The 26,208-nt window shown below is 32.8% G+C and carries 26 protein-coding genes; 13 read left to right on the top strand and 13 right to left on the bottom strand.

What is annotated here, in order from left to right:
* The first annotated feature begins 110 nt into the window (after window positions 1-110).
* Both ku and ligD read left to right on the top strand, forming a co-directional pair.
* Window positions 111-878, top strand: a complete 768-nt coding sequence (gene ku, locus FA046_RS09405; RefSeq protein WP_136826155.1) for a non-homologous end joining protein Ku — start codon at window positions 111-113, stop codon at window positions 876-878.
* 1 nt (window position 879) lies between these two features.
* Window positions 880-3,378 (top strand): DNA ligase D, encoded by a 2,499-nt coding sequence (gene ligD, locus FA046_RS09400; RefSeq protein WP_136826154.1) that lies wholly within the window; start codon window positions 880-882, stop codon window positions 3,376-3,378.
* A 57-nt stretch (window positions 3,379-3,435) separates the two neighbouring features.
* Here ligD and FA046_RS09395 read toward each other — a convergent pair whose 3' ends face one another.
* The 3 genes from FA046_RS09395 to FA046_RS09385 form a co-directional block, all read right to left on the bottom strand.
* Entirely contained in the window at window positions 3,436-3,921 is a 486-nt protein-coding gene (locus FA046_RS09395) for a phosphatase PAP2 family protein (protein ID WP_169303344.1), read from the bottom strand.
* 242 nt (window positions 3,922-4,163) lie between these two features.
* A complete protein-coding gene (locus FA046_RS09390; RefSeq protein ID WP_136826152.1) occupies window positions 4,164-5,294 on the bottom strand; it encodes a DEAD/DEAH box helicase in 1,131 nt (376 codons plus the stop codon).
* A 59-nt stretch (window positions 5,295-5,353) separates the two neighbouring features.
* The gene (locus FA046_RS09385; protein ID WP_136826151.1) at window positions 5,354-6,079 is read right to left on the bottom strand and encodes a ThuA domain-containing protein; all 726 of its coding nucleotides are present in this window, start codon (window positions 6,077-6,079) and stop codon (window positions 5,354-5,356) included.
* Between the two features lie 58 nt (window positions 6,080-6,137).
* Here FA046_RS09385 and FA046_RS09380 point away from each other — a divergent pair, with 58 nt between their 5' ends.
* Window positions 6,138-8,258, top strand: a complete 2,121-nt coding sequence (locus tag FA046_RS09380) for an FUSC family protein (RefSeq protein ID WP_136826150.1) — start codon at window positions 6,138-6,140, stop codon at window positions 8,256-8,258.
* 66 nt (window positions 8,259-8,324) lie between these two features.
* Here the strand turns inward: FA046_RS09380 and FA046_RS09375 are convergent, their stop codons facing one another.
* Window positions 8,325-8,549: a CDGSH iron-sulfur domain-containing protein gene (locus FA046_RS09375; protein WP_136826149.1), complete on the bottom strand. Its 225-nt coding sequence runs from the start codon at window positions 8,547-8,549 to the stop codon at window positions 8,325-8,327.
* A gap of 238 nt (window positions 8,550-8,787) precedes the next feature.
* Between FA046_RS09375 and FA046_RS09370 the strand changes: the two genes are divergently transcribed.
* Window positions 8,788-9,330 (top strand): STM3941 family protein, encoded by a 543-nt coding sequence (locus FA046_RS09370; protein ID WP_136826148.1) that lies wholly within the window; start codon window positions 8,788-8,790, stop codon window positions 9,328-9,330.
* 687 nt (window positions 9,331-10,017) lie between these two features.
* Here FA046_RS09370 and FA046_RS09365 read toward each other — a convergent pair.
* From FA046_RS09365 to FA046_RS09335, 7 genes are all read right to left on the bottom strand, one after another.
* Window positions 10,018-10,899: an SDR family oxidoreductase gene (locus tag FA046_RS09365; protein ID WP_136826147.1), complete on the bottom strand. Its 882-nt coding sequence runs from the start codon at window positions 10,897-10,899 to the stop codon at window positions 10,018-10,020.
* Complete coding sequence (locus tag FA046_RS09360) at window positions 10,896-11,546, bottom strand: DsbA family protein (RefSeq protein WP_136826146.1); 651 nt, start codon at window positions 11,544-11,546, stop codon at window positions 10,896-10,898. Before FA046_RS09360 ends, FA046_RS09365 begins: the two co-directional genes overlap by 4 nt.
* A gap of 62 nt (window positions 11,547-11,608) precedes the next feature.
* Window positions 11,609-12,094 (bottom strand): GNAT family N-acetyltransferase, encoded by a 486-nt coding sequence (locus FA046_RS09355; RefSeq protein WP_136826145.1) that lies wholly within the window; start codon window positions 12,092-12,094, stop codon window positions 11,609-11,611.
* A gap of 296 nt (window positions 12,095-12,390) precedes the next feature.
* Window positions 12,391-13,383 (bottom strand): biotin synthase BioB, encoded by a 993-nt coding sequence (gene bioB / locus FA046_RS09350; RefSeq protein ID WP_136826144.1) that lies wholly within the window; start codon window positions 13,381-13,383, stop codon window positions 12,391-12,393.
* A gap of 61 nt (window positions 13,384-13,444) precedes the next feature.
* Window positions 13,445-14,794 carry a magnesium transporter gene (gene mgtE, locus FA046_RS09345; protein ID WP_136826143.1) on the bottom strand — a complete coding sequence of 450 codons (1,350 nt, stop codon included), beginning with the start codon at window positions 14,792-14,794 and terminating at the stop codon, window positions 13,445-13,447.
* Between the two features lie 257 nt (window positions 14,795-15,051).
* Window positions 15,052-16,194 (bottom strand): magnesium/cobalt transporter CorA, encoded by a 1,143-nt coding sequence (corA, locus tag FA046_RS09340; protein WP_136826142.1) that lies wholly within the window; start codon window positions 16,192-16,194, stop codon window positions 15,052-15,054.
* Between the two features lie 44 nt (window positions 16,195-16,238).
* Window positions 16,239-16,850: a WbqC family protein gene (locus FA046_RS09335; protein ID WP_136826141.1), complete on the bottom strand. Its 612-nt coding sequence runs from the start codon at window positions 16,848-16,850 to the stop codon at window positions 16,239-16,241.
* Between the two features lie 39 nt (window positions 16,851-16,889).
* On the opposite strand from FA046_RS09335, the gene FA046_RS09330 reads away from it, so the two are divergent.
* Together FA046_RS09330 and FA046_RS09325 are read left to right on the top strand one after the other, a co-directional pair.
* Complete coding sequence (locus FA046_RS09330; protein WP_136826140.1) at window positions 16,890-17,774, top strand: lysophospholipid acyltransferase family protein; 885 nt, start codon at window positions 16,890-16,892, stop codon at window positions 17,772-17,774.
* Complete coding sequence (locus FA046_RS09325) at window positions 17,767-18,783, top strand: glycosyltransferase family 2 protein (RefSeq protein ID WP_136826139.1); 1,017 nt, start codon at window positions 17,767-17,769, stop codon at window positions 18,781-18,783. The genes FA046_RS09330 and FA046_RS09325 overlap by 8 nt, the downstream gene beginning before the upstream one ends.
* Before the next feature lie 212 nt (window positions 18,784-18,995).
* Here FA046_RS09325 and aroQ read toward each other — a convergent pair whose 3' ends face one another.
* Window positions 18,996-19,412, bottom strand: coding sequence for a type II 3-dehydroquinate dehydratase (gene aroQ, locus FA046_RS09320; RefSeq protein WP_136826138.1), 417 nt, complete (start codon window positions 19,410-19,412; stop codon window positions 18,996-18,998).
* Window positions 19,413-19,448: 36 nt separating this feature from the next.
* Here aroQ and xerD point away from each other — a divergent pair, with 36 nt between their 5' ends.
* A complete protein-coding gene (xerD, locus tag FA046_RS09315; RefSeq protein ID WP_136826137.1) occupies window positions 19,449-20,348 on the top strand; it encodes a site-specific tyrosine recombinase XerD in 900 nt (299 codons plus the stop codon).
* Here the strand turns inward: xerD and prmC are convergent.
* Window positions 20,333-21,088: a peptide chain release factor N(5)-glutamine methyltransferase gene (gene prmC / locus FA046_RS09310; protein WP_136826136.1), complete on the bottom strand. Its 756-nt coding sequence runs from the start codon at window positions 21,086-21,088 to the stop codon at window positions 20,333-20,335. The genes xerD and prmC overlap by 16 nt on opposite strands.
* Before the next feature lie 177 nt (window positions 21,089-21,265).
* On the opposite strand from prmC, the gene ribD reads away from it, so the two are divergent.
* The 6 genes from ribD to FA046_RS09280 all read left to right on the top strand — a co-directional run bounded on the left by ribD (window position 21,266) and on the right by FA046_RS09280 (window position 26,128).
* Entirely contained in the window at window positions 21,266-22,318 is a 1,053-nt protein-coding gene (gene ribD, locus FA046_RS09305; protein ID WP_136826590.1) for a bifunctional diaminohydroxyphosphoribosylaminopyrimidine deaminase/5-amino-6-(5-phosphoribosylamino)uracil reductase RibD, read from the top strand.
* Window positions 22,315-23,172 carry a DMT family transporter gene (locus FA046_RS09300; RefSeq protein ID WP_136826135.1) on the top strand — a complete coding sequence of 286 codons (858 nt, stop codon included), beginning with the start codon at window positions 22,315-22,317 and terminating at the stop codon, window positions 23,170-23,172. Before ribD ends, FA046_RS09300 begins: the two co-directional genes overlap by 4 nt.
* A complete protein-coding gene (locus tag FA046_RS09295) occupies window positions 23,162-23,776 on the top strand; it encodes an IMPACT family protein (RefSeq protein WP_136826134.1) in 615 nt (204 codons plus the stop codon). The genes FA046_RS09300 and FA046_RS09295 overlap by 11 nt, the downstream gene beginning before the upstream one ends.
* An 11-nt stretch (window positions 23,777-23,787) precedes the next feature.
* Window positions 23,788-24,654: a nucleoside phosphorylase gene (locus FA046_RS09290; protein WP_136826133.1), complete on the top strand. Its 867-nt coding sequence runs from the start codon at window positions 23,788-23,790 to the stop codon at window positions 24,652-24,654.
* 93 nt (window positions 24,655-24,747) lie between these two features.
* Window positions 24,748-25,740 carry a 2-hydroxyacid dehydrogenase gene (locus FA046_RS09285; RefSeq protein ID WP_136826132.1) on the top strand — a complete coding sequence of 331 codons (993 nt, stop codon included), beginning with the start codon at window positions 24,748-24,750 and terminating at the stop codon, window positions 25,738-25,740.
* Window positions 25,741-25,747: 7 nt separating this feature from the next.
* Window positions 25,748-26,128: a diacylglycerol kinase family protein gene (locus FA046_RS09280; RefSeq protein ID WP_136826131.1), complete on the top strand. Its 381-nt coding sequence runs from the start codon at window positions 25,748-25,750 to the stop codon at window positions 26,126-26,128.
* Window positions 26,129-26,208: the final 80 nt, after the last annotated feature.

Genomic DNA, 26,208 nt, shown 5'->3' with positions numbered 1-26,208 from the left:
TAGAGAGTTGACAAATCTAAGCATCAAAAAAACACAAAAGCGCCCAAAAATGGACGCTTTTTTTTTGGAATAAATATTGAGTCAGGTAATCATCAAACAGCTCATTTACTATGCGTTCTATCTGGAATGGCTCTATTAACTTTGGTTTAGTTAATATCCCAATTAAACTTTATTCGGCTATAGAAAGTAGCGGTTTAGATTTAGATATGTTAGATGGCCGAGATCATTCTCGCATTAGATTTAAACGAGTAAATGAGAAAACTAATGAGGAAGTTCCTTATGAAAAAATTGTTAAAGGCTATCAATTAAAAGAGCAATATGTGATTTTAGAAGAGCAAGATTTTGAAGATGCAAGCCCAGAAAAGACAAAAGTAATAGACATTCAAAGCTTTGTTAAAAAGGAAGATATTAACCCCATGCTTTTTGAAACTTCTTATTATGCCGAACCCAGCAAACAAGGACAAAAAGCTTATTCTTTACTAGTAAATGCACTTAATAAATCAAAATTAGCTGGTTTGGGATCTTTTGTACTTCGACAAAAAGAAAATTTATGTGTGATTTATCCTCAAAATAATGTCTTAATTATTTCCCGAATCAGATATGCTCAAGAAATAAAAAGTCCTTCAGAAATTAATTTACCCGATCAAATCACTATTCCTAAAAGAGAATTAGATGTTGCTTTAACCCTAATTAATCAATATACTTCAGATTTTGACATCAGTAAATTTAAAGACAATTATCAGGATGAGCTATTGAATATCATCAAATTAAAAGCACAAGGAAAACGTCCAACCATTAAAAAAATTAATCCAAAAAAGGCCAAAAGCGACGATTTGTACGAACAATTGTTGGAAAGCTTAAATAAGAAAGGAGCTTAACATGAACACAAAAACCTATGATGAAAAACGTGATTTCACTAACACTTCTGAGCCTAAATTTCAAAAATCAAAACCAAAAAAAGGGTTAAAATTTGTGGTTCAAAGGCATGATGCTTCTCATTTACACTACGATTTTAGATTAGAAATGGGTGGCGTTTTAAAAAGTTGGGCCATTCCTAAAGGTCCATCACTTAATCCAAAAGACAAAAGATTGGCGGTAATGGTAGAAGATCATCCTTATGAATACCGAACTTTTGAAGGAGAAATTCCTAAAGGAAATTATGGTGCCGGCACTGTTTATATTTTTGATGAAGGAGAATATGAATCTTTACAACAACAGCATGAAAATGATGAAGAGGAGCTACTCAAAGGATTAGAAACAGGAAGTTTGAAATTCAGATTAAAAGGAAAAATATTAAAAGGAGAATTTGCATTAGTTAAAATAAAAAGTGAGGAGCAAAATAGTTGGCTTTTAATTAAACACCAAGATAAGTTTGCAGTAGCTGATAAATTTGATATTGAAAAGCTTATCCCCAAAGAAATTATAGCCAACGGAAAAGCTTTTAAAAAAAAAGTTAAAAATATAGCGATCATAAAAAATGAGAACCTCATTATTGAAAAAACTAAGCATGATTATAAACCCATGTTGGCAAAACTTTCATCAGCAATTTTTGATGAAAAAGATTGGTTTTTTGAGCGTAAGTTAGACGGTTACCGTATAATTGCTTATACAGGTGAAACGGTTGAGTTATTATCCAGAAATGGAATAAAATATACTGAAAATTTCAAATCTATTAGTGAAGAACTTAATAAAATCAAAGAAATTGCTGTTTTAGATGGCGAAATTATAGCCGAAAATGATGATGGCGAGCATCAATTTCAATGGTTACAAAATTATTTGAATGGTGATAAAACCAATCACTTAAAATACTTTGTTTTTGATTTATTGAGCTTAAATGGAAATGATATTACACATTTAACACTCGTTAAACGTAAAGAACTGCTGGCAAAACTCTTGAGCAATTATTCCTTTTCACAAATTTTTTACCATCCGCACCTCCCAGAAAAAGGGATTGAACTTTTTGAAAAAGCAAAAAAGGAAAAGTGGGAGGGTATCATCGCAAAAAAAGCAAATGATGTTTATTATGCCGGAAAAAGAACAAATTCATGGTTAAAATTCAAATTAAACAATAGTCAGGATGCTATTATTTGTGGTTATACCGCTTTGGCAGGATCTCGAAAATATTTTGGCGCATTGGTTTTAGGAGTATATGATAAAAATAATGAACTTAAATACATAGGTAATTGTGGCACAGGCTTTAACGACCAAAAATTAAAAGACATTTATGGGAAATTAAGTGTCCTTAAAACAGATAATAAACCCTTTAAAGAGAAAGTAAATCAAGAAAAAAACGTGACATGGGTAACTCCTCAATACGTTTGCGAGGTAAATTATGCTGAATGGACAAAAGATGGGCTTTTAAGACATCCGGTATTTAAAGGTTTAAGAATTGATAAAACACCTTCAGAAGTGATGAAAGAAGAAAAAATTGAATCTAATGATTTTCCTGAAAAAGCGAATGAAGAAGAAAGAATTTACGACGGTAAAAAAGTTAAATTAACCAACGTTCTGAAAGTATTTTGGAAAAAGGAGGGATACACCAAAGGAGATTTAATTCATTATTATGAGGCTGTTGCCGATTATATTTTGCCATTTTTGATGGATAAGCCACTTTCTTTAAACAGGCATCCGAATGGGGCCGAAGAACCCAGTTTTTTTCAGAAAGATGTTGAGGTAAAGCATTTACCCAGTTGGGCAAAAACAGCCGTAATGCACTCCGAAAGCAATAATAAGGATATTGATTATTTGGTTTGTAATGATAAAGCTTCTTTAATTTATATGGCCAATTTAGGTTGTATTGAGATTAATCCTTGGTTAAGTTCTTACAAAAAACCAGATCATCCTGAGTTTATGGTGATTGATTTAGATCCTGATGGAAATCCATTTACGGAAGTTGTAGAAGTAGCGTTGGCTGCAAAATTGGTATTAGATGAAATGGACATTACATCTTTTATAAAAACCTCTGGATCAACGGGATTACATATTTATATTTATTTAGCAGCAGAATATGAATATAGTTTAGTTAGAAAATTTGCTGAATATATAGCCAATAAGGTTAATGAGAATTTACCCGAATTAACAAGTGTGGTGAGAAGTCCGGCTAAGCGTAAAGGATTGATTTATTTAGATTTTATGCAAAATAACAGAGGTCAAACCATTGCAGCGCCATATTCTGTTCGGCCAAAACCAGGTGCAACAGTTTCAATGCCTTTAAAATGGGATGAGGTAAATGAGCATTTAGATTTTCATGAGTTTAATATCGTATCAGTCCCAAAAATTATTAAGCAACGAGAAGATCACTGGAAAGACATCAAAATGAATAAAACAGACTTATCTAAAGCTTTAAAACAGATGGATAGGATAAGTACTAAAGATTAGCGAAAATATTACTTAACATAATATTAATTATAAGACATTTATTTCAAAACAAAAAGACTAGGTTTTGTTGGTATTAATTGTTCTTATTTTTAAGCTATAAATAACCATAAGACAAAACATTAACCAAATTAATCCGGCAAAGTATCCACCTAAAATATCTGATGCATAATGAACACCTAAGTATATTCTGCTTAAGCCAATTATAAAACTAATAAACACAAAAATTAAGGTGAACAGATACTTTAAAAATGGTTTAATTTCTAAAGAGAAAACAATGTGAATTAAAAAACCATAAAATACCATGGCACTCATGGCATGGCCGCTTGGAAAACTATAGAAACTTGCATAAACCAATGAATCTTCAAATGGCCTTGGTCTGGCTACAAATCCCTTTAATAATATATTTAAGCCAGATGCAAGAATGAGTATTAAAACGCCTTGTAGAGCTAATTTCCAAACCTTTTTAAAAAATAAAATCATAGTTGTAAGAAAAACTATGAATAAGTAGCCCAAAGCATCTCCTGCTTCGCTTATAAATTTCATTATTTTAGTGCCAAAAGGCGATCTTAGCGACACAAAAGCGCTGGAAACCTGCTCATCAAATTCATTTAAAGAATTGAAATACAGCAAAATGTATAAACTAACAAAGGATATTAAACTGATTAAAAAAGTGACTGAACAAATTGAAATTTTAAAATAATAAGGCTTTAATTCCTTATCAGAAACGTATTTATCAATAAGTTTATCGACGCTTTTTTTTATCATCAACTCAAATAAATATCAATTTATGATCTAAATGAAATATCAATTTTCTCAAATGAGATGTGTAAAGCATTAGAAATTTCTGTCACTTTACTTAATTCTGAAGGTGCTACAAAAGCCAAAGAAAAACCTTGTTTACCGGCTCTTGCTGTTCTACCGCTTCTATGTGTATAATATTCTAACTGATCAGGTAACTGATAATGAAGCACATAAGATAGGCTATCTACATCAATACCTCTAGCAGAAATATCGGTAGCAATTAAAATTTGCAAGCGTTTATTTTTAAATCCACGCATTACTTTTTCCCTGTCTCTTTGCCCCAAATCACCATGAATGGCTTCGGCTAAAATATTCTTAGCAATAAGTTGTTTGGCTAAAGTTTGTGCGCCAGCTTTAGTTCTACAAAAAATAATTCCTCTTTGGTCTTTCATCTCCTGAAGAAATTTACTCAAAACGTTTACTTTATCTTTAATATCACAAATCACATATTGATGGCTAATATCTTGATTTACAATAGATTCTTTATCAACCTCAATTCTAAAAGCATCATCAGCCATAAATTCGTCTATGATTTCTTTTAATGCCAAAGGAATAGTAGCAGAGAAAAGCCAAGTATTACTTTTTCCGGATGTGAAAGTTAATATCTTATCAATATCAGCTTTAAAGCCCATACTTAACATTTCATCAGCCTCATCTAAAACAATAGTTTTTACTTTGCTTAAATCAATGGCTTTTCTTTCTAATAAGTCTATTAACCTGCCTGGCGTAGATACAACAATATGAGTTGGACGCTTTAATTTACCAATTTGAATATCAATTTTTTCGCCACCATAAACTGCTTCAGTAAATATTTTATAATCGGCGTATTTTGTGAATTTAAAAAGCTGTTTAGCAATTTGTTGTGCCAATTCGCGAGTCGGACAAATCACTAAAGCTTGTATTTTTTGCAGTTCAGGGTCAATTCTGCTTAATATAGGTAAGCCAAAAGCAGCAGTTTTGCCGGTTCCGGTTTGTGCCTGACCAATAAAATCTGTTCCAGTTTTTAATAAAAATGGAATTGCTTTTTGCTGAATTTCTGTGGGTGTATTAATATGATTTTCTTCTAGCGCTTTAACAAACTGACTAGAAATTCCTAAATCTTGGAAAGTATTCAAAATATTGAGATTTTATAATAAACGCCAAAGATAGCCAATTAATAAAACTCATTTAATTATTATTTTAAGACGTAGGCAATTCCTCCGGCTAAATGTTTTAAAAACAAAGCATCTTTATAAGATTCTTCGGTATGGCCTAAACCTGTATAAAAAGATTTTCCTCCATCAAATTTATGATACCAAGCTATTGGATGCGATGCGCCCATGGTTCCACCTGTATAACTTTTTTCATCTAAATTGATTAAGACATTTACACTAGGATTCATTTTTTTGAAATTATACCATTCATCAGTTCTTATCCAAGGATTTTTTAAACCATTTGTAGCTAAATGTTTATCATCTAAAATCTCCAGTTTAGCTTCCTGAATTTTTGGATGTTTTTGAAAATAACCCCCTACTAATTTACCATACCACTCCCACTCATAATTACAATCTGTGGCGGCATGAATTCCAATAAAACCACCTCCCCTGTTGATATAGTTTTTAAAAGCTGCTTTTTGCTGATCGTTAAATAAACTATCGCCCGTTGGGCTCAAAAAAATTATTGCTTTATATCTTTTTAACTGTTCTTCATTAAAATAACTTGGATCTTCGGTAGCAATCACTAAAAAATTTTGCGCTAAACCAATTTTTCTAATGGCTTCAATACCTTTTTCGATACTTTTGTGTCGGTATTTTTTAGTGAGTGAAAAAACTAATACTTGCTTTTCATTTTTTTTAGCATGAAATGAAAAAACGGAGATTAATACCAATAAAGCACAAATACAAAGGGTAATTTTTTTCATAAAAAAAGGTTATCATTTACAAGGTAGTTAAATAAACATTATATTGGATTAATTAATAATGACAAAACCCCTAGATGATTTTAAAAACTTTGTTTATACCCAGTATTTCTCTGATGGTATAAAAATCACTTTAGGCGCACTTCTCCCCTCCTTAATTTTCTTTCAATTTGATTTATTAGAAGTTGGCATAACCCTTTCTCTTGGCGCATTATGTGTGAGTATTGCTGATAGTCCGGGGCCTTGGTTACACCGTAAAAACGGGATGATCTATACCAATATCTTCATATTTTTAACTGCCTTACTTACTGCTTCTATAAACCATAATGCATATTTACTGGCCATTGAAATATTTGCTTTATGCTTCCTGTTTTCTATGTTTAATGTGTACGGAGTGAGAGCTGCATCTGTAGGAACTGCGGCTTTGCTTGTTATGGTTTTAAACGTAGGCCCTGATAGAACTTCGTTAAAATTATTTGAACATTCCTTTTTAATTTTAGGAGGCGGCATTTGGTATTTATTGCTAAGTACTTTGTTTTCAACCATTAGACCTTACCGATATGCTCAACAAACTTTAGGAGAATGCATTGGCGAAATTGCTGAATATTTAAAATTAAGGGCTAGGTTTTACACCGATGCTGTTACGGTAGAAAATAATTTTAAAGATTTAGTAGACCAACAAGTTAAGGTAAATGAGCTTTTGGATAATGTGAGAGAAGCCTTATTTAAGACTCGAAAATTAATGAACGAATCTACCAATGCCGGTAGATTGATGATCATGATTTTTATTGACATGGTTGATCTTTTTGAGCAAACTATGGCCACTCATAATGATTATGAAACCATTAGGCAGAGGTACAAAGGCGAAACCATTTTATTAGATTTTGCTGCCACCATAGAAAAATTATCGACTGAAATAGATTATATAGGTTTTTGTCTTATTCACCAAGAAAAACCTCAAAGACATGCCATCTCTATTAAAGATTTAGACGATTTAAAACTGAAGTTAGATGAATTAGAAAAAACTGGAGTTTCCATTTTTATTCTAAAAAAAATATTAATCAATCTTAGAAATATCTTTAACAGAACCGAAGTTATTTTCAACTATTTTGAAAAGGAAACAAACGATTTAAAAAGTACTTCAACGCCCTTAGAATTATCAAGATTTGTGAACCATCAAAGCTTTGATTTTAAAATATTCAAAAATAATTTGAATTTAAAATCTGGAGTTTTTAAGTTTTCTTTAAGATTGGCTATTGTTTGCTTAATTGGTTTTTTTGTGGGTAAACTTTTTTCATTAGGCGACCATAGCTACTGGATTTTACTCACCATTTTGGTAATTATGAAACCTGGTTTTAGCAATACCAAACAAAGAAACTATGAAAGGGTAATTGGAACTTTAATTGGAGGAATTTTAGGAGCCATTATTTTAACTTTTATTCATGATGAAACAGCTAAATTCATCATTTTACTGGTTTCTATGCTCATCACCTATAGCTTTATTAGAGTGAAGTACATTGTGAGCGTTATTTTTATGACGCCTTTAATTCTGATATTTTTTAGCTTCATAAATAATACCGATAATTCTACTGTAATAGCAAGCGAACGTATTATTGATACTTTAATAGGCTCTTTTATTGCCATCGTATTTAGCTATTTCATATTCCCGCATTGGGAATCTTTCCAAATTAAAACTCACTTATCAAAAATTCTAAAAGCTAATTTGGGCTATTTTGAACATATTATTTTGAGACAATCTCTACTTCCAATTACTGCTATAGAATATAAATTATCAAGAAAAGAAGTTTATGTGCATACGGCAAACTTGGCGGCGGCTTTTCAAAGAATGATGAATGAGCCTAAAAATAAGCAGCATAAAATTAAAGAGGTTCACAAGTTTGTGGTACTTAACCATATCCTTTCTTCTTACTTGGCTAATTTATCAGCAAGTTTTGCAGAAAACACATTTTCTATAAATTCAGAGCAATTAAAGTTGATTAGAAAATGTAGGTTTTACTTGGAAGAAGCCATTGAAAAGGTAAATAAGATGCCAGCAGAAGAAAATAAAACCAAATTACATATTCACTTATCAGAAAATAAATCTGACCCACATATTACAGAACAGTTAGAGATGATTACCAAAATTTCTAATGATATTTCTAAAATTAGTGAGAAACTGTGATAAAAAAAACGGTAAACCAAATAGTTGATTTACCGTTACAAATATTTTGAAAAAATTATTTAAGACTTAAACTTTTTTTGGAGGCAAAGCAAATGCTACAGCTTCATGCTCAAAATGACCTTTGTGAGAACCATCGCAAAACGGTTTGTTTTGTGATAAGCCACAACGGCAAATAGAAACTATTTCTCTTCCTTGCAAATTATATACGTTTCCTTCTTTATCTACAATTTCGAAATCTCCCTCTACCTTTAAAGAGCCATTGTTATTTACCGTAAGTTTTGTTTTAGACATGTTATTTGATTTTTAACAAAAATAGGTTTTTTAACCGCAATGAGCACAAAGAAATTTCGCAAAGTTTACAGAGACAACTGTTGGGTGAAGCCATACAGCAATTTTAATTAAAAGAAAATTAAGCAGCTTAAATATTTAAAATCAATTGATATATTGCATCACATATATGAAAAATATGCGCTATAGGTAGCGTATATCTACTAGTTATGTGCAAGCTTAAAAAACGACACTACAAGTAATGACTTACTATAAAACGACTACAAATTTTTACTTCCATCCAATAGTTATTCCTTCTTATTTATTGTTTCCATTTGTAATGTCAATACCCATTATAAGTTTGTTGACAGTAGTGACATCATTTGAAGGTTACGCCTTCATTTTATTTATGACAATACTGACTGTTATTCTTGCAATAAGAATTATAAAATACTTTATTCGATTAGTTACAGGCCGACCTGCATTATCATTGACTGAAAAAAGTTTAATTGACTATCAAACTGGGCTGAAAATCGACTGGACAGATATAAAGGATCTAAATTTAGGCGGAACAAGAACGACATATATTTCAATTAAACTGTTAGACCAAGAGAAATACATTTCACTATTTAAAAATCCTTTGACAAAAATATTTTATCGACTTAAATCAAAAATATTTCACGGGACATTTACTGTGAATGTTAGTTTAATTAAAGGCAATAACGACAAGATATTTGAAAGTGCAAAACATTACTTAACGACAATTTATAACGAAAAAAAATATGAGGAAAAAGCCAGCACATAACAGCTAAGGTTTCGTTGGGCTCGGAGAGCCAACAATGAAACCGTGGTTGAACGGAACCGGACATATTCACATTTGTTATGGACTTATCGTTGGTAGAATTCTATTTCAGCAATCAATTTCAGGCTGTTCGTTTTTTCAGGTAGTTCATCAACTCATTTTCTCATCATTTCCGATTTTTTGGCACATAGCATCCCTTACCCACAAATCTAGTTGAGCGAGGGAAATGTATTTTGGCTATTACCGATGTAATAAACAGGCGGCCCACGACTATCAAACAAAGCAATGGTATGTAAATTCCCTATTTTACAGCAGCTACATTTTCTATATTGTTGGCCTTTTTCTGGTTTTTGGATGAGTACCCAAGCTGTTCTAGATGTTAGCTTAAGCGCATCTCGAACTAGCAAATGAAAAGGATTTGTAATCCGCTTTAAACCTCTGTTGCGTGATTGTTAAAACAATTAAATTTTGTCTAAGTGAATTTGCAAATCCACTTAATTAATAAATTCGGCATGCGCTTACACTAACATATAAGATAGCAGATAACTGAGTGAAGCTTGTTTTTTAATAACCATTGCATTTACTTAAATAAACCCAACAGCAGCGTTTACCGGCCTTTGCGCCTAATGCCTGTGGCGTATGAGCGTATGGTGGGACTAGCGGAACGAGAGCACTACGGGTATTGCTTTTCTAACCTTTTCCTTTTTGAATTCTTAAGGTATAATCTTTAATGGTTTCGGTAGGTTTACCTAATTCGTCCCATGATTGCTGAGAGACAAATTTTTCGGGATACTTATTGAGCGCTTCTAAAATATGTGCTATATAATTTACTTTTTTAAATACTTTACCCATAATTTTTAGCAAACCAATAGGCACTTTCACAATCTTTAGTTTTTTAAGCTGGTAATTTTTTATAAAAATCTTTACGGCTTCTTCTGAAGTATAAGCCTCTAAACCTTGTATTGGGTAATCTCGGTTTTCATCTGTTAAAACTTCAAACGATTTTGCCACTTGTTTTCCGTAATCTGAGGCGCTAATCCAATACAATTTAACGTTAGATTTACCTGCCAAATTCATTCGGTTACCGCTCATAAAACCTCCTTTATCAAAGTTTTCCATAAAGCTGGAAGGGTAAAAAATAGTGGAAGGAATGCCTGCTCCTTTTAAAATTTGAACGGCTTTTTTCTTTACCTCAAAAACCCACCAATTAAATCCGTTTTGCCCCTGGTAATCTTTCACCAAGGATGATAAATAGGCAATTCTTTGAATATGGTTAATTTTTGCAGCCTCTATTAAATGGAGTAAGCCATCGGTTTCGGGCATAAAATCTTTAGGACTAGCATTTTGAGGAATATGCAGACTTAAATAAACCAGCTCCTGCCCTTTTAAGGCTTCAAAAAGGCTCATTTTATCTTCTAAATCGCCGTAAACTATATGTGCATGTGGAAATAAATCTCTGGCATTTTCTATATCTCTGGCAATTACCGTGACATCAAAACCAGCTTTTATTAATTCTTGTGTAACGGGTTTTCCTAGCAATCCGGTGGCACCAATAACGGCTATTCTTTTCATGCTGATACTTCTTTAAGTACGTTTTGAATACGTAATTCCATGGTTTTTATATCAGCAAAACCTTTGGCTATCATGTGGAAGTTACGTTCGCCAGTTTTAATAAAAGCTGCCGGATAACCTGTTGCCTGAAGTTGACGAGCTAAAGCAAAATCATAATAAGCGGCTTGTTTAAATTCATCAGTATTTAGCTTTTGAATAAATTCATCGCCATTAATCCCGTATTTTGAGGCTAAACTGATATAGTTTTCATCTTTAGAAAGATCTAAACCTTGCTCATAAATGGCTGATTGTAGATCATGAGCGAAAAGTATGGCTTGATTTGGCAGATAATGTTTAAAAACACAAAGTGCAATAGATGGTTTTTCTGAGCTAAAATAAGCTGTTCCTTCTTCTAAAGCATTTAAAAAAGGTTGTCCAAATACTACTCCAGCAGTTTCTTCTACCCTTGGATAATGGCTTTTTATTAAATCAGCCATGCCACTTAAAGGTCCGGCTCTTTCGCCTAAAACCATGCCGCCAGAGATCACTTCAAAGGTAAAGTTGTCTTGATATTTTTGATAAATATGCTTCATTACCGGGCTAAAACCATAGCACCAACCACATAAAGCGTCATAAATATAAATGATACGAAATTTGCCGTTTTCCATAAAACAAAACTAAAGCAAAGGGTTTCAACTTATGTTTACAGACCGTCAAATTAGAATTGATTTTACAAAACTATTGTCATTTTTAAAATTTGATAAGTTTTGTCTTTATAAGAAATAGAAAAGTTGTTTGGAATAAAATTGAATCCGCTTTTTAAATAACAATTTATGGCCGGAGTATTTCCATCCAACACAAAAAGATCCATATTTTTAATTTGCAAATGGCTTTTAGATTCATTATTTAAGGCTTGTATTAATTTTTGTCCTAATCCTAAACCTCTATTTTGGCTTTTGCCGATGATTAAATGCCCCAACCTTGCAGAGTTTTCTTCTTGCGGTATAATTTCGCCATAGCCTACCGGATTTTCTTGGTCATCTAAAGCTAAATAAAGTTTTCTATCAGGATATTTAGCAATGTATTGATCTAATTGTTCTTGGGTTAATGGATATTGAAAGCCTATTCCTGCAAATTTAAGTAGGATTTCTTCATCTATAATCCAGTTAATTAGGGTTTGATAATGATTTTTTGTGAAGGGAATAAGGTGTAACATGAGAGATGATTTTTGTGACACGAATTAACACAAATTTTAAACTATTCTTTTTGACACGGATGATAAGGATTTCACGGATTCTAAGTGGAGATTTTTAACATGAATTTCACGAATGAGCACTAATGCTGGATGTTTCATTTTTGACACGGATGATAAGGATTTCACAGATTCTGGACGTATTATAAAAACACAAATTTCACAAAGTAGCACAACATTAATCCGTGTAATCTGTGAAATCCGTGTTCCAATTCGTTTTTAATTAGTGAAATTCGAGAAATTCGTGTTCTATTCCGTGTTTATTGAGTTACTTCTTCTTTTCCTTGTGGTCTGCCGTTTTTAAAAGCTTTACGAGTAGTTAAACCTAATAATTCAAACATGGCCATATCATCTTTAAACTCGGGGTTTGGAGTGGTTAAAAGTTTATCTCCTGCGAAAATGGAGTTTGCGCCTGCCATAAAACAAAAAGCTTGGTCTAAAACACTCATCTCATTTCTTCCTGCTGATAAACGTACGGCGGTTTTTGGCATTATAATTCTTGCAGTGGCAATCATCCTCACCATATCCCAAATTGGCACTCGGGGTTGCTCGGCTAATGGCGTTCCTTTTACGGGCACTAAAGCATTTACAGGAACAGATTCTGGGTGTTGGGGCATATTAGCTAAAACTCTTAACATGGCTACCCTATCATTCACGGTTTCACCTAAGCCTATAATTCCACCGCTACAAACCGTTAATTTTGCTTTACGTACATTTTCAATAGTTTTTAATCTATCATCATAAGTACGGGTAGAAATAATTCTCTTATAATCCTCTTCTGAAGTATCTAAATTATGGTTGTAAGCATACAAACCAGCATCAGCTAAACGTTGTGCTTGGTGAGCATTTAACATTCCTAAAGTACAGCAAACTTCCATATCCATTCCGTTTACAGCTTTAACCATGTCAATCACTTTATCAAAATCACGGTTATCACGTACTTCACGCCAGGCAGCGCCCATACATAATCTAGATGCTCCACCATCTTTAGCTTTTTGCGCAATCTCAATCACTTCATCAACCTTCATCATGGCTTGCACTTCCACATCGGTATGGTAACGGGCAGCTTGTGGACAATAAGAACAATCTTCAGGGCAACCACCAGTTTTTATAGAAATTAACGAGCTAATTTGTACCTCCGAGTAATCTTTATTTTCACGATGTACAGTTGCTGCTTCAAATACTAAATCTAAAAATGGCTTATTGTATATGTTCAGAATTTCTTCTTTTGTCCAATTGTGTTTTGTTTGCATGTTGTATTTTTTATAAGGTCCATGGACTATGGTCGATAGTCCATCAACTAAATCTTTGCAATTATAATAATAATTTGGAGGCCAGACCAAGTAAAAGTAAGAATCCAAACACATCTGTAAAAGTGGTAATAATGATAGATGAAGCAATTGCCGGGTCTATCCCCACTCTTTTTAAGAGTAAAGGAATACCTGCCCCGGTGACTCCTGCAATTAATAAATTCCCTGTCATGGCGATAAAAATTACCAAACCTAATAGCAGGTTATCATCATAAAAATAGGCAAAGGCAAAAACAATTAAACCGTTTACAGCGCCATTAATTAAACCAACAGTAAGTTCCTTTAATACAGTTTTATAAGCTTGGTTATCTGTTAAATCACTTAAAGTAATTCTTCTAACGGTAACCGCCAAAGCTTGGGTAGCAGCATTACCTCCCATACCGGCAATAATGGTCATGTAACCAGCCAAAACCACAATTTTAGTCATGGTAGGTTCAAAATATCTAATGACTGATGAAGCTAAAAAAGCTGTTCCTAAATTTAAAATGAGCCAAGGCAAACGAGATTTTACCGCTTCCACCCAGTTACCACTCAATTCTTCATCTTCAGAAACCCCAGATATTTTTAACATATCCTCGGTACTTTCTTGCTCTAATACGTCAATTACATCATCGAAGGTTACCCGCCCCAACAATTTCATATTAGCATCAACCACCGGAATACTGGTTAAATTATACTGAGAAATTAAATCGGCTACCTCTTCCTGATCCACATCTGCCTTCACATACACAAAATCTTCGTTCAGCAAATCGGCAATTGTTGCGTTGGCTTTAGATTTAATAATGTCTTTTAAGGATACTATTCCCATTAAAACATCATCAGAATCTACCACATAAATGGTGTAAAATTCTTCAATTTCTTCACTTTGAATAATGATTTGGTCTATTGCCTGTTTTTTAGACATTTGCGAATTAACCTTAATCACCTGGGTGTTCATCAAACCACCGGCTGTATCTTCGTGGTAGGTTAAAAGGTTTCTGATGTTAGAGGCATCTTCTTTGTCTAAGTCTTCCAGCAATTCATGCTGATCATCCTTATCCATTTGAGAAATGATATCCGCAGCATCATCATAATCTAATTCTTCAACAATTTCCTGACGTCTTTCGGGTTCTAATTCAATCAATAATTCCTCTGGATGCGCCTCCGGATTCATCTCCGAAATAATTTCGGAGGCCAGATCTATTGGTAAAAGATTGATAATTCTCTTTTGAGATTCTAGCGGTAGAGATTCAAAAATGATGGCAATTTCTGAGGCATGGTAATCCTCTAAAAGCAGCAGTAAATCATGCTCCTCTCCTTCTAAAGCTTGTTTAATCTTTAGGATATCGGTTTTATCTAGCTCAAAAGATTGCATCGCAGCTAAATTAAATTAAAACCATTAAGAAAGGGCAATATCTGGGATATTAATTTAAGTAAATTGATTTCTGTTTTTAGAAAAGCAAGGTTCATCGCTTTTTTTAAAGGCAGTCCTGCTAAACGCTCATACGCCTTCAGGCCTTAAGCTCATTGGCCGGTATCCGCTTATATCAGGTTTAGGTACTTCATATGTTGCTAAAAACAACCGACTAAAAACCTAACCAATCAACCAACCAACCAACCAACTGAAAGCAACTAATCCCCAAACCAACCTCTTCTCACAAAATACCAAATTTGAGCCACCACAATAAACAGCATTACTCCTAAAACATATAAATAGCCATTTGGATGATACAATTCGGGCATATTGTTCTCTAAAATCGCACCTGTTACGGGGTCTTGGTTAGCGAAATTCATTCCGTAAACACCTACAATAAAGGTTAATGGAATAAATATGGCCGAAATTATAGTGAGGGTTTTCATCACTTCGTTCATTTTATTACTCATGAGCGAAAGGTATAAATCAAGCAAACTGGTAGCCGTTTCCCGCATACTTTCTATCAAATCTATAATTTGAATGCTATGGTCATAGGCATCTCTAAAGAATACTTTAGTTTCTTGATGGATTAAAGGATTGGTGGAGCGTAAAAAATCGTTTATTTTATCTCGCTCAGGCCAAGCCGCTCTTCGCATCGTAATCATTAATTTTTTGACGCCTTGAATGCGGTACATTAATAATTTTCGTGGTTTTTGATAAAGATGATCTTCTACAATTTCTAATTCATCGCCCAATCTATTCACAATGGTAAAATAATGATCTATCACGGTATCCATTAAAGCGTAAATCATATAAGAAGGACCTAATTTCCTCATATTACCATTTACATTTTTGCGCAAACGGGTTCTTACAGGCTCTAAAACATCATCGTCATCTTCCTGAAAACTGATCAAAAGATTATCAAAAAGCAAAAAAGAAAGCTGTTCATTTTTAAGCTGTAAACCTTTACTCAGCTCAATCATTCGGCTAATTACAAATAGATAATGACCGTATTCTTCATTTTTTGGGCGTTGGTAAGTATTCACAATATCTTCCATCACCAAAGAATTGATGTTGTATTTTTCTTTAATAAAATCTAATACTTCTTGGGTTCCTAAACCCTGTACATCCAACCAATGCGTTCTATCTGGAAATTGATCCATAAACTTAATAGCCTCTTTTATATCGTTGGTTTTAAATTCGTCTAAAGCCAAAGCTTCATAAGAATACACCGACATTTTACTGGGCATAGCAGTTTCATTGATCTCAAATGAACCTGGCACTTTACCTGGCTCACTTTTTCTTTTAGGCTGTGTGATGCTAATGCGATGAGTACCTATAATAGGAAGTGTAAATTTCATAATTAGAAAGCTGAAATGTAATGGATTGAATATAAATAAAGTAATTAAAAAAACCTCACCGCTTGCGGACCTTGGTTAAACAATAAATCTACAATACTAATATTATTGATATATCCATTTCTATCTTCAAAAACCTGAAAATACTTCTTATTTTGGTAATCAGAACCTTTATTGGGAGTAATAGCCGATCTTAAGTCTGTAAAATTTTCATACTCTTTTTCATAAGTTTTAGTGAGTTCAAAAGCTACAGGCATTTTTAAAAGCTTTAAAATCACTTGTAAAAGCTCTAAATTATAATCAAACAAAAAATCATACTTTTTATGGTAAAATGGTGCAAAAGCATCTTCATAAAACTCAAAATAAGCCGAACTTCTGTAACTGGTTTCTAAACTTAACCAGTGAATACGTTGCCATTTATCTTCATTACTAATCCTTACATCTTTAAATGCGGTACGGGCATTACTACCTTTTTGTACAGGCACTGTTAAATCTAATTGCCCATTAGGCCCCGCAATAGATGTTCTGTTTCTAAAAGTTTGCTTAGGATAATGCTCTTGCTTTTCTATAAATAGGCCAAGATCTTTATACTGATATAGATTTTTAAAAAATTCTACATTGGGAAGATAAAACAAAGGAAGTACAGCACCTTTTTCCATTTCAAAATTTTTATGTTTGCAAATAATTCCTCGAAATTAATGATAAATAAAGGGCTTTCTAAAGTAGCTATATTTTTTTTATACCTTATTTCTCTACTTCCACTCGGCTTGCTCTATATTCTTTCAGATTTTATTTTCTTTATTTTATTCTATGTTATCAAATACAGAAGAAATGTGGTGTTTGATAATCTTAAGAACTCTTTTCCGCTAAAAAGTGAGGAAGAATTAAGATCCATCGAAAAAACATATTTCAGTTATTTGGCAGATTTAATGGTAGAGACCATAAAAATGCTTTCGGCATCTCCTCAATTTCTACAAAAACGATACAGCTTAACCAATAAAGATTTAATAGATAAATACGAAAGTCAGAATAAAAGTTATCTTATTGCTGTTGGACATTATGGAAATTGGGAATGGAACACCGTTGTTACCCCTTTAACATTAAAAGCGAAACCTTTAATTATTTATAAACCCATGAATAATGAAGATTTTGACGATTTCTTTAAAAAAGCCAGGGAAAAAAGCGGAACGCTAATGATTAGGATGAAATTGGCTTTAAGAGAAATAGTAAAACGTAAAAGCGAACTCACCGCAACAGTATTTGCATCTGATCAAACTCCGGCACATGGAGACGCACAAGATTGGATTCAATTTTTAAATCAACCTACTTCGGTATTTGTTGGTTTAGAGAAAATAGCCAAATCAACCAATTTTCCAGTTGTTTTTTGTGATATCAGACGAGTAAAAAGAGGATATTACTCTTGCGATTTTAAAAGTGTTTGTGAAAACCCTGCTGAAACTGCTGATTTAGAAATTACTAAAAAACATGTTTCTTTGTTAGAAGACAGAATTAACCAAGAACCAGCTTATTGGCTTTGGTCTCATAAAAGATGGAAATATAAACCTCAAAAAGTTAATGAATAGCCCTAAAGTTGCCATTGTTATTTTAAACTGGAACGGCCAAAAATATTTAGAGCAGTTTCTTCCGTCGGTTTTTAATACTGATTACCCAAATTTGGAAATCATTGTTGGAGATAACGACTCTACCGATGAATCTTTAAACTATTTAAATGATCATTATCCTTTAGTAAAAGTCATCAGAAATGAAAAAAACTTTGGTTTTGCCGAAGGTTATAACAAAGTTTTAAGCCAGGTTGATGCTGATTATTTTATTCTATTAAACTCTGATGTAGAAGTTACTCCAAACTGGATTCAGCCCGTTATTGATTTAATGGAAACAGATGAGCAAATTGCGATAGCACAACCAAAAATTAAATCATTTTTAAGACGCAGCCATTTTGAATACGCTGGAGCAGCCGGTTGTTTTATAGATTATTTAGCTTATCCTTTTTGCCGGGGAAGAATTTTTGATACCGTTGAAGAAGATAAAGGACAATATGATGGAAATAAAGAGATTTTTTGGGCAGCAGGTTGTGCTTTATTTATCAAATCATCTGTTTGGAAAAGAGTAAATGGCTTAGATGAAAACTTTTTTGCTCACATGGAAGAAATTGATTTGTGTTGGCGAGTAAAAAACTTAGGTTATAAAGTGATGTATTGTGGGGCTTCTACAATTTATCATGTGGGTGGTGGCACCTTAAATGCCGAAAGTCCGTTTAAAACTTATCTTAATTTTAGAAATAATCATTACCTTATTAAGAAAAACATTGAACCAAAAAGAGCTAATTTTTTAATTCCTTTAAGGTTTTGCCTCGATCTTTTAGCCCTCTTAAAGTTCGCCTCTGAAGGAAAATGGAAAAATGCAATGGCCATTTCTAAAGCCCACCAGCATGTTATAAAAGCATTGTGGGATAAAAAAATAAAGTACAATAAAGATATATCAGCCCAGCCAAACTTAACGGGAATGTATCAACAGAGCATAGTTTGGAAGTATTTTGTGAACGGGAAGAGGAAATTTAGTGAGCTGGATTAAGAAAGGTTTTTAGCCACGAATTTCACAAATTAATCGAATGCTGGGTGGCGATAATATGAGCACAAATTACAAGTTTTTTTACACAGATTTAAACGATTTCACTAATTAACGCTAATCTGACGAGATTTTTAACACGGATTATAAGGATTTCAGGGATTTCTCTCTGCAAACTCTGTGAAATTTCTCTGTTTCTCTGTGGTTTTATAAAAAGACTATCCCATAAAGCTCAACAACCCCAATTCGTAAGATTTTAATCCAAAACCAGTAATAATCCCTTTGCAGTTTTTAGCCATCATACTGTGGTGACGAAATTCTTCTCTTGCATAAACATTAGAAATATGAACTTCAATTACAGGAGTTTTAATACCCGCAACAGCATCGGCAATAGCTACTGAAGTATGCGTATAAGCACCTGCATTTATAATTATTCCATCGAATTCAAAACCAACTTCATGTAATTTGTTGATGATTTCTCCCTCCACATTACTTTGGTAATAACTCAATTCTATTTGAGAATATTTTGCTTTTAATTCTTCAAAAAAAGTTTCAAAACCTTCACTTCCGTAAATACCAGGTTCGCGTTTTCCAAGTAAATTTAAGTTGGGACCGTTGATAATTTGTATCTTCATGCATTCAAACATAACCTTAAAATTTCAAAAGATAAAGTGGATTGGGTTTCAGCTAAAAAAGGATTTAAAAATTATTTGAAATTAGAGCGTTCGCTTTCGGCAAATTCCATTGAAGCTTATTTAAGAGATATTGATAAAATCACTCAGTTTTTAGACGCTTCTGAAAGAAAAGTTAATCCGTTAAACCTACAAGCTCAAGACCTTAAAGATTTAATTCAATGGATTAACGAATTAGGAATGTTAGCCACCAGTCAGGCTAGATTGATTAGCGGAATTAAAGCTTTTTATAAATATTTAATTTTAGAAGATCTAATTAAATCTGATCCATCTGCATTAATTGAAGCCCCAAAAACCGTCAGAAAGTTACCCGATGTTTTAACCGTAATTGAAATTGAGGCATTAATTAATGCTTTAGATTTAAGCAAATTAGAAAACATCAGAAATAAAGCGATGCTAGAAGTATTATATGGTTCTGGCTTAAGGGTGAGCGAATTAATTAATTTAAAAATATCAAACTACTTTCCTGATGAAGAGTTTTTAAAAATCACAGGTAAGGGAAATAAAGAGCGTTTAGTACCCATCGGAAATTCGGCTATGAAATTTATTGCCATTTATTTTGAAGGCGTTAGAAGGCATCAAACGATTCAAAAAGGAAATGAAGATTTTATATTTCTTAACCGCCGAGGAACTAAATTAAGCAGAGTGATGATTTTTATGATCATTAAAGATTTAGCTTTAAAAACCGGGTTAACAAAAACCATTAGTCCGCATACTTTTAGACATTCTTTTGCTACTCATTTAATAGAAGGTGGAGCTGATTTAAGAGCCGTACAAGAAATGCTGGGGCATGAAAGCATTACCACCACAGAAATTTACACCCATTTAGATAGAGATTTTTTAAAGCAAACCATTCAACAATTTCACCCCAGAAATTGAGCAGAAATCATTCGGTCATTATTATTGATATCTTTTATAATTTGTGCTTTAAAGCCTTTTTGCTCTAACAAAATTTTTGTTTCTTCGGCCAAAGCCTGATTGATCTCGAAATAAAGAAAACCTTGTTTATTTAAATTAGTTAAGGCAAAATCAGCAATTCTATCATAAAAAATTAAAGGATTTTCATCACTTACAAAAAGTGCTAAATGCGGCTCATAAGCAATCACCGTGTTTTCCATATCACTTTTTTCGCTTATTGCGATGTAAGGCGGATTACTGACGATAACATCAAAAACAGGATAATTGGATGTTAAAAGGTTTAAGGCATCATCTTTCAAAAAAGATACTTCTACCCTATTTAATTGTGCGTTTTGCTTGGCAACTTTCAAGGCATCTTCACTGATATCTATTGCAGAAATATGTGCCAAAGGCAAATTCCTTTGAAGACTAATAGGAATACATCCGCTTCCGGTTCCTATATCTAAAATATTGAGGGATTGATTTTTATGATTTTTAATAATCAAATGTACCAATTCTTCGGTCTCTGGTCGTGGAATTAAAACACTTGAATTTACTTTAAACTTTAAGCCATAAAAATCAGCCTCCTCTAAAACATATTGAATTGGAATTTGCAGGAGTAATTTTTGGATTTTCTCCTCAAAAGCTGCTTTATCAGTTAAGGATAATTCTACTTCTTGGTTAACTAAATCATTTCTACCAATGATGTTTTCTATCATCATTTTAAAAATAATATTTAGCTCTTCATCTGAGTAAAGATGATTTAGGGTATTCTTAAAAATTTGCTTCAGCTGCTTCAAAAATTCAGATTATGTCCCAAAGGTAAGTATAATGACTTTTGTAGTGATCAAAAATTATTTTGGTAGCATGGCATTAAGCTATTTATTTACCTTTGTTTGGTGTTAGAACATGAAAACTATCTAAAAAGAGCCATAGAGCTTGCAAAGCTAGGTTTAGGGAACGTAAGTCCTAACCCAATGGTGGGCAGTGTGGTTGTTCATCAGGACAAAATTATTGGTGAAGGTTACCATCAAAAATATGGCAAAGCACATGCAGAAGTCAATGCTATCCAGCAAGTTTTAGAAAACTTCACAAACGCCGAAGAATTATTGAAGAATTCTACTCTATATGTCACTTTAGAGCCTTGTTCTCATTTCGGCAAAACCCCACCTTGTGCAGATTTGATCATTAAACATCAAATTCCACAAGTTGTAATTGGCTGTTTAGATCCCTTTGAAAGTGTAAATGGCAAGGGTGTTGAAAAACTAAAAGCTGCTGGAATAAATGTAATTACCGGAGTTTTGGAGGAAGAATGTATTGATCTTAATAAACGTTTCTTTACTCGTGTTAAACAACAAAGGCCTTATGTGATTTTAAAATGGGCCCAAACCGAGGATGGTTATTTTTGCCCTGCAGATGGTGATCAAAAATGGATTACAGGCGAAGAAGCCAAACGTTTGGTTCACTTGTGGCGCTCTCAAGAAGATTGTGTTTTGGTAGGAAAAAATACCGCATTGATAGATAATCCTCAATTAAATGTGAGATTAGTTAAAGGTAGAGATCCAAAAAGAGCAGTTATTGATAGAAACCTCGATCTTCCTAAAAATCTAAATTTGTTTGATAATAGCTTAAATACATTTGTTTTTAACGCCACTAAAACCGATTTAGAAAACAAAACAACCTATATTGGAATAGAAGATTTTGATCATTTTTTACCTCAATACATTTTGTTTCAATTGTATTTACAAGATGTGCAATCGTTAATTATTGAAGGCGGCATTAAAACTTTGCAAACATTTATTGATGCAGGTTTATGGGATGAAGCAAGAATATTTACAGGAGATGTAAATTGGGGCGAAGGCAAAAAAGCACCGCATATTAAAGGAAATACAACAGAAAAGTACCCAATTGGAAAAGATAAATTAACCATTATTAAGCCCTTAAATTCATGATTTTTGTATTAATTGCTATTGTTTGTAGCGTTTTGGTAAGTATCAATTTTAAATTATTAAATAGATATTACACCAATGCTTATCAAGCTATTGTGTTTAATTATCCAACCGCTGCTTTATTTTGCTATTTCTTTTTTAAGCCAAATTTATCAGTAAAACCAAATAGTGAGCACTGGGTTTTATATCTCGTTTTAGCAATTTTATTAATCTCTATCTTCTATTTTATCGGAAAAAGTATTGCCACTTCAGGCATTGTATTAACCGCAATTGCTCAGCGACTTTCATTGGTTATTCCGGTTTTATCTGCTTTTTTAATTTTTTCAGAAACTCCAACTGCCTTAAAAATTATTGGTTTAGGCGTTGGATTAATCGCTATTTATGCTTCAAAACCTACAGGTAAAGGTAATTTAAAGGACATCATCAGTTGGTATCCTATCATCGTTTTTTTAGGTACAGGAATTATTGATGTATTGTTTAACCAACTTACGTTATTAGAAAATATCTCATTTACGGCTTCTTTGTTTTACATATTTTGCATTGCTAGTGTATTGGGTTTTTTAAGTTTAATTTATCAGCAAATTAAGGGTACTTTAAAATTTCAACCAAAAGCGGCCTTAGCCGGCATTGTGTTGGGATTATTTAATTTTGGATCTATTTATTTCTATATCAAAGCTTTACAAATAGAAAAAGATCAGCCTTCCGTTGTCTTTTCTTCTTTAGATATTGGTGTAATTGTATTGGGTTCTATAGTAGGTATTTTACTTTTTAAAGAGAAATTAAGTAAACTAAACTTATTGGGTATAGGTTTAGCTATTGTTGCAATTGTAATTCTTAATTTACCCAATGCTATTTGACGATACTTATAAAACTATTCTTGCACCTAGCGAAGGTGTTTTTAAAGATAAAGGAAGTAAGTTTTTAGCTTATGCTTTTCCGTTTACTAAGGAAGATCAACTCAAAGAAATTATCATCAGGCTTAAAGCCGAACATGCCAAAGCCCGACATTGGTGTTATGCTTATCGTTTAACTCCAGATCGCTCTGTGTTTAGGGTAAATGATGATGGTGAACCCTCTGGAACAGCGGGCAGACCTATTTTAAACACTTTATTATCTAAAGAAATTACCAACGTTTTGGTGGTAGTAGTAAGGTATTTTGGTGGTACTTTATTAGGGGTTCCTGGCTTAATAAATGCTTATAAATTAGCTACTGAAGATGCCATTAATCAAGCACAAATCATAGAGAAAAAGGTAAAAGATATTTATGAAGTAAGTTTTGAATACTTACAAATGAATGAAGTGATGAAATTGATTAAAGATGAACATTTAGAAAGCTTTGAACAGGAATTTGATTTAACCTGTAACATAAAAATAGCAGTAAATCAATCTGATGTAAATAGAATAATTGATAAATTAGGGCAACTTCAAAATATAAAAACCAATTTTCTCCAAACAGTATAAAAATTTAGGATATGTCTATTCAAAAAATATCAGAAGCCGATTTAATTATTAATCCCGATGGAAGTATTTATCATTTAAACTTACTGCCAGAAGATGTTGCCGATATAGTGATTACGGTTGGCGATCCTGATCGTGTGGGCGAAGTAAGTAAGCATTTTGATAGCATAGATTTAAAAAAAGGAAAAAGAGAATTTATTACCCATACCGGAAATTTAGGAAATAAACGCATTACGGTGCTATCTACAGGTATTGGAACGGATAATATCGACATTGTTTTAAACGAATTAGATGCGCTGGTAAATATTGATTTTGAAACCAGAACTGTAAAATCTGAATTAAGAAGTTTGGATATCATTAGAATAGGCACTTCGGGTAGTATTAGAGAAGATATCCCGGTAGGCAGTATTTTGGCTTCTACCCATGGTTTAGGTTTAGATGCTTTGATGGATTTTTATGAGCCTAATAACAATATAGAGGATGTTTATTTACAGCAAAAAATCACCAAGCATTTAGGTTTAGAACAGCTTCGCCCTTATTTAACCGCGGGATCGTCAAAATTACTACATCAAATTGGTCATGATCTCTTACAAGGAATTACAGTAACGGCGCCAGGTTTTTATTCGCCGCAAGGCAGAAAAGTAAGAGCAAATAACCGTTTTGAAGGATTAATTGATAAACTTTCATCTTTTGAGCATCAAAATCAAAAATTGACCAATTTAGAAATGGAAACTGCCGGAATTTATGCATTAGCAAATATTTTTGGTCATCAAGCTTTGTCTATCAACGCTATACTCGCACAGCGTAAAAAATTAGAATTTGCCAAAGACCCACAAAAAATAGTAGATAACATGATTAAACTGGTTTTAGAAAGAATTTAAACGTTACTTTAAATATCAATAAACCTCAAATTGCTGAACAATACTTTTCAGCTTTTAAATGTATTTTTAGAAAAATAATATCTGTTTATACTTATGTATGTTGCCCTTTTTAGTGCCAAATCTTACGATAAAGAATTCTTTGACCAATTCAATGATTCTGTTCACCAATTCACTTATTTTGATGCTCCATTAAATAAAGACACGGCTAAACTATGCGATGGTTTTGATGCTGTTTGTGTTTTTGTGAACGATAAAATGGATAAAAAAACCATCACCTTATTGGCGCAATATGGCATCAAATTAATTGTTTTGCGTTGCGCTGGCTTTAATAATGTAGACTTATTAGCTGCAAAAGAACAGCAGATTAAAGTATTTAGGGTCCCTGCATATTCTCCAAATGCAATTGCCGAACATGCTGTAGCATTAATTTTAACCCTTAATAGAAAAACTCATAAAGCTTATAACAGAATTAGAGAGAATAATTTTTCACTCAAAAAACTAACTGGATTTAATTTAAACGGTAAAACTATAGGTGTAATTGGAACAGGTAAAATTGGAGTCGAATTTTGTAAAATCATGCTTGGTTTTGGCTGTAAAGTACTGGCCTATGATATATTCGAAAATGAAGATTTAAAGACAAGAGGCGTTGTTTATCAGACTTTTGAAGAAATATTAGAAGTAGCTGATATCATTTCATTACACTGCCCACTAACTCCAGAAACCCAACATTTAATTGATGGAGAGGCTTTTAAAAAGATGAAAAATGGGGTGATGATTATTAACACCAGTAGAGGCGCTGTTATTGATACCAAGCAAGCTATTAAGGCTTTAAAATCAGGAAAATTAGGCTATTTAGGGATTGACGTTTATGAACAAGAAGAACATTTATTCTTTAAAGATTTATCAGAAAGTATCATTAAAGATGATGTAATTGCAAGATTAATGTCGTTTCCAAACGTATTATTAACTGCACATCAAGGCTTTTTTACTAATGAAGCCCTAGAGCAAATTGTAAAAATTACGGTTCAAAATATTTCTGACTTTGAAAATGGAAAAACCACTGATTGCGAAGTGAAAATTTCATAATAATTAAATGGAAACTCAAAGAAAAGGCTTCTTTAAAGTGATTAAAAGTTTTTCTTACGCTTTTAATGGATTAAAAATATTGTTTAAAGAAGAGCTTAATGCTAAAGTTCATTTTGTAATTGCCATAGCTATTATTATTTGTGGCTTTGTATTTCAAGTTTCGGGTACAGAATGGATTGCCATTATTTTTGCTATTGGTTTAGTACTTTCACTAGAGCTTTTAAATACCGCAATTGAGCAGATTGCTAATTTTATTTCGCCAGAAAAACACGAAAAAATAAAGAGAATTAAAGATTTAGCAGCAGCTTCGGTGGTAATTGGTGTAATTGCAGCGGTTATTATTGGTTTAATAATTTTTCTTCCAAAAATAATAATTTGGGCATTTTAACACGCTGTACGCTGTATCTTCATCCCCCGAAAAAGGAGATAAAGGATGCCGCTTCCATCGTTAATGCAAAACATCAAACA

It is taken from the genome of Pedobacter cryophilus, assembly GCF_005116455.1.
Taxonomy (GTDB): domain Bacteria; phylum Bacteroidota; class Bacteroidia; order Sphingobacteriales; family Sphingobacteriaceae; genus Pseudopedobacter; species Pseudopedobacter cryophilum.
The sequence above is the reverse complement of the archived record's forward strand: the minus strand, read 5'-3'. Positions and strand labels throughout refer to the sequence as shown.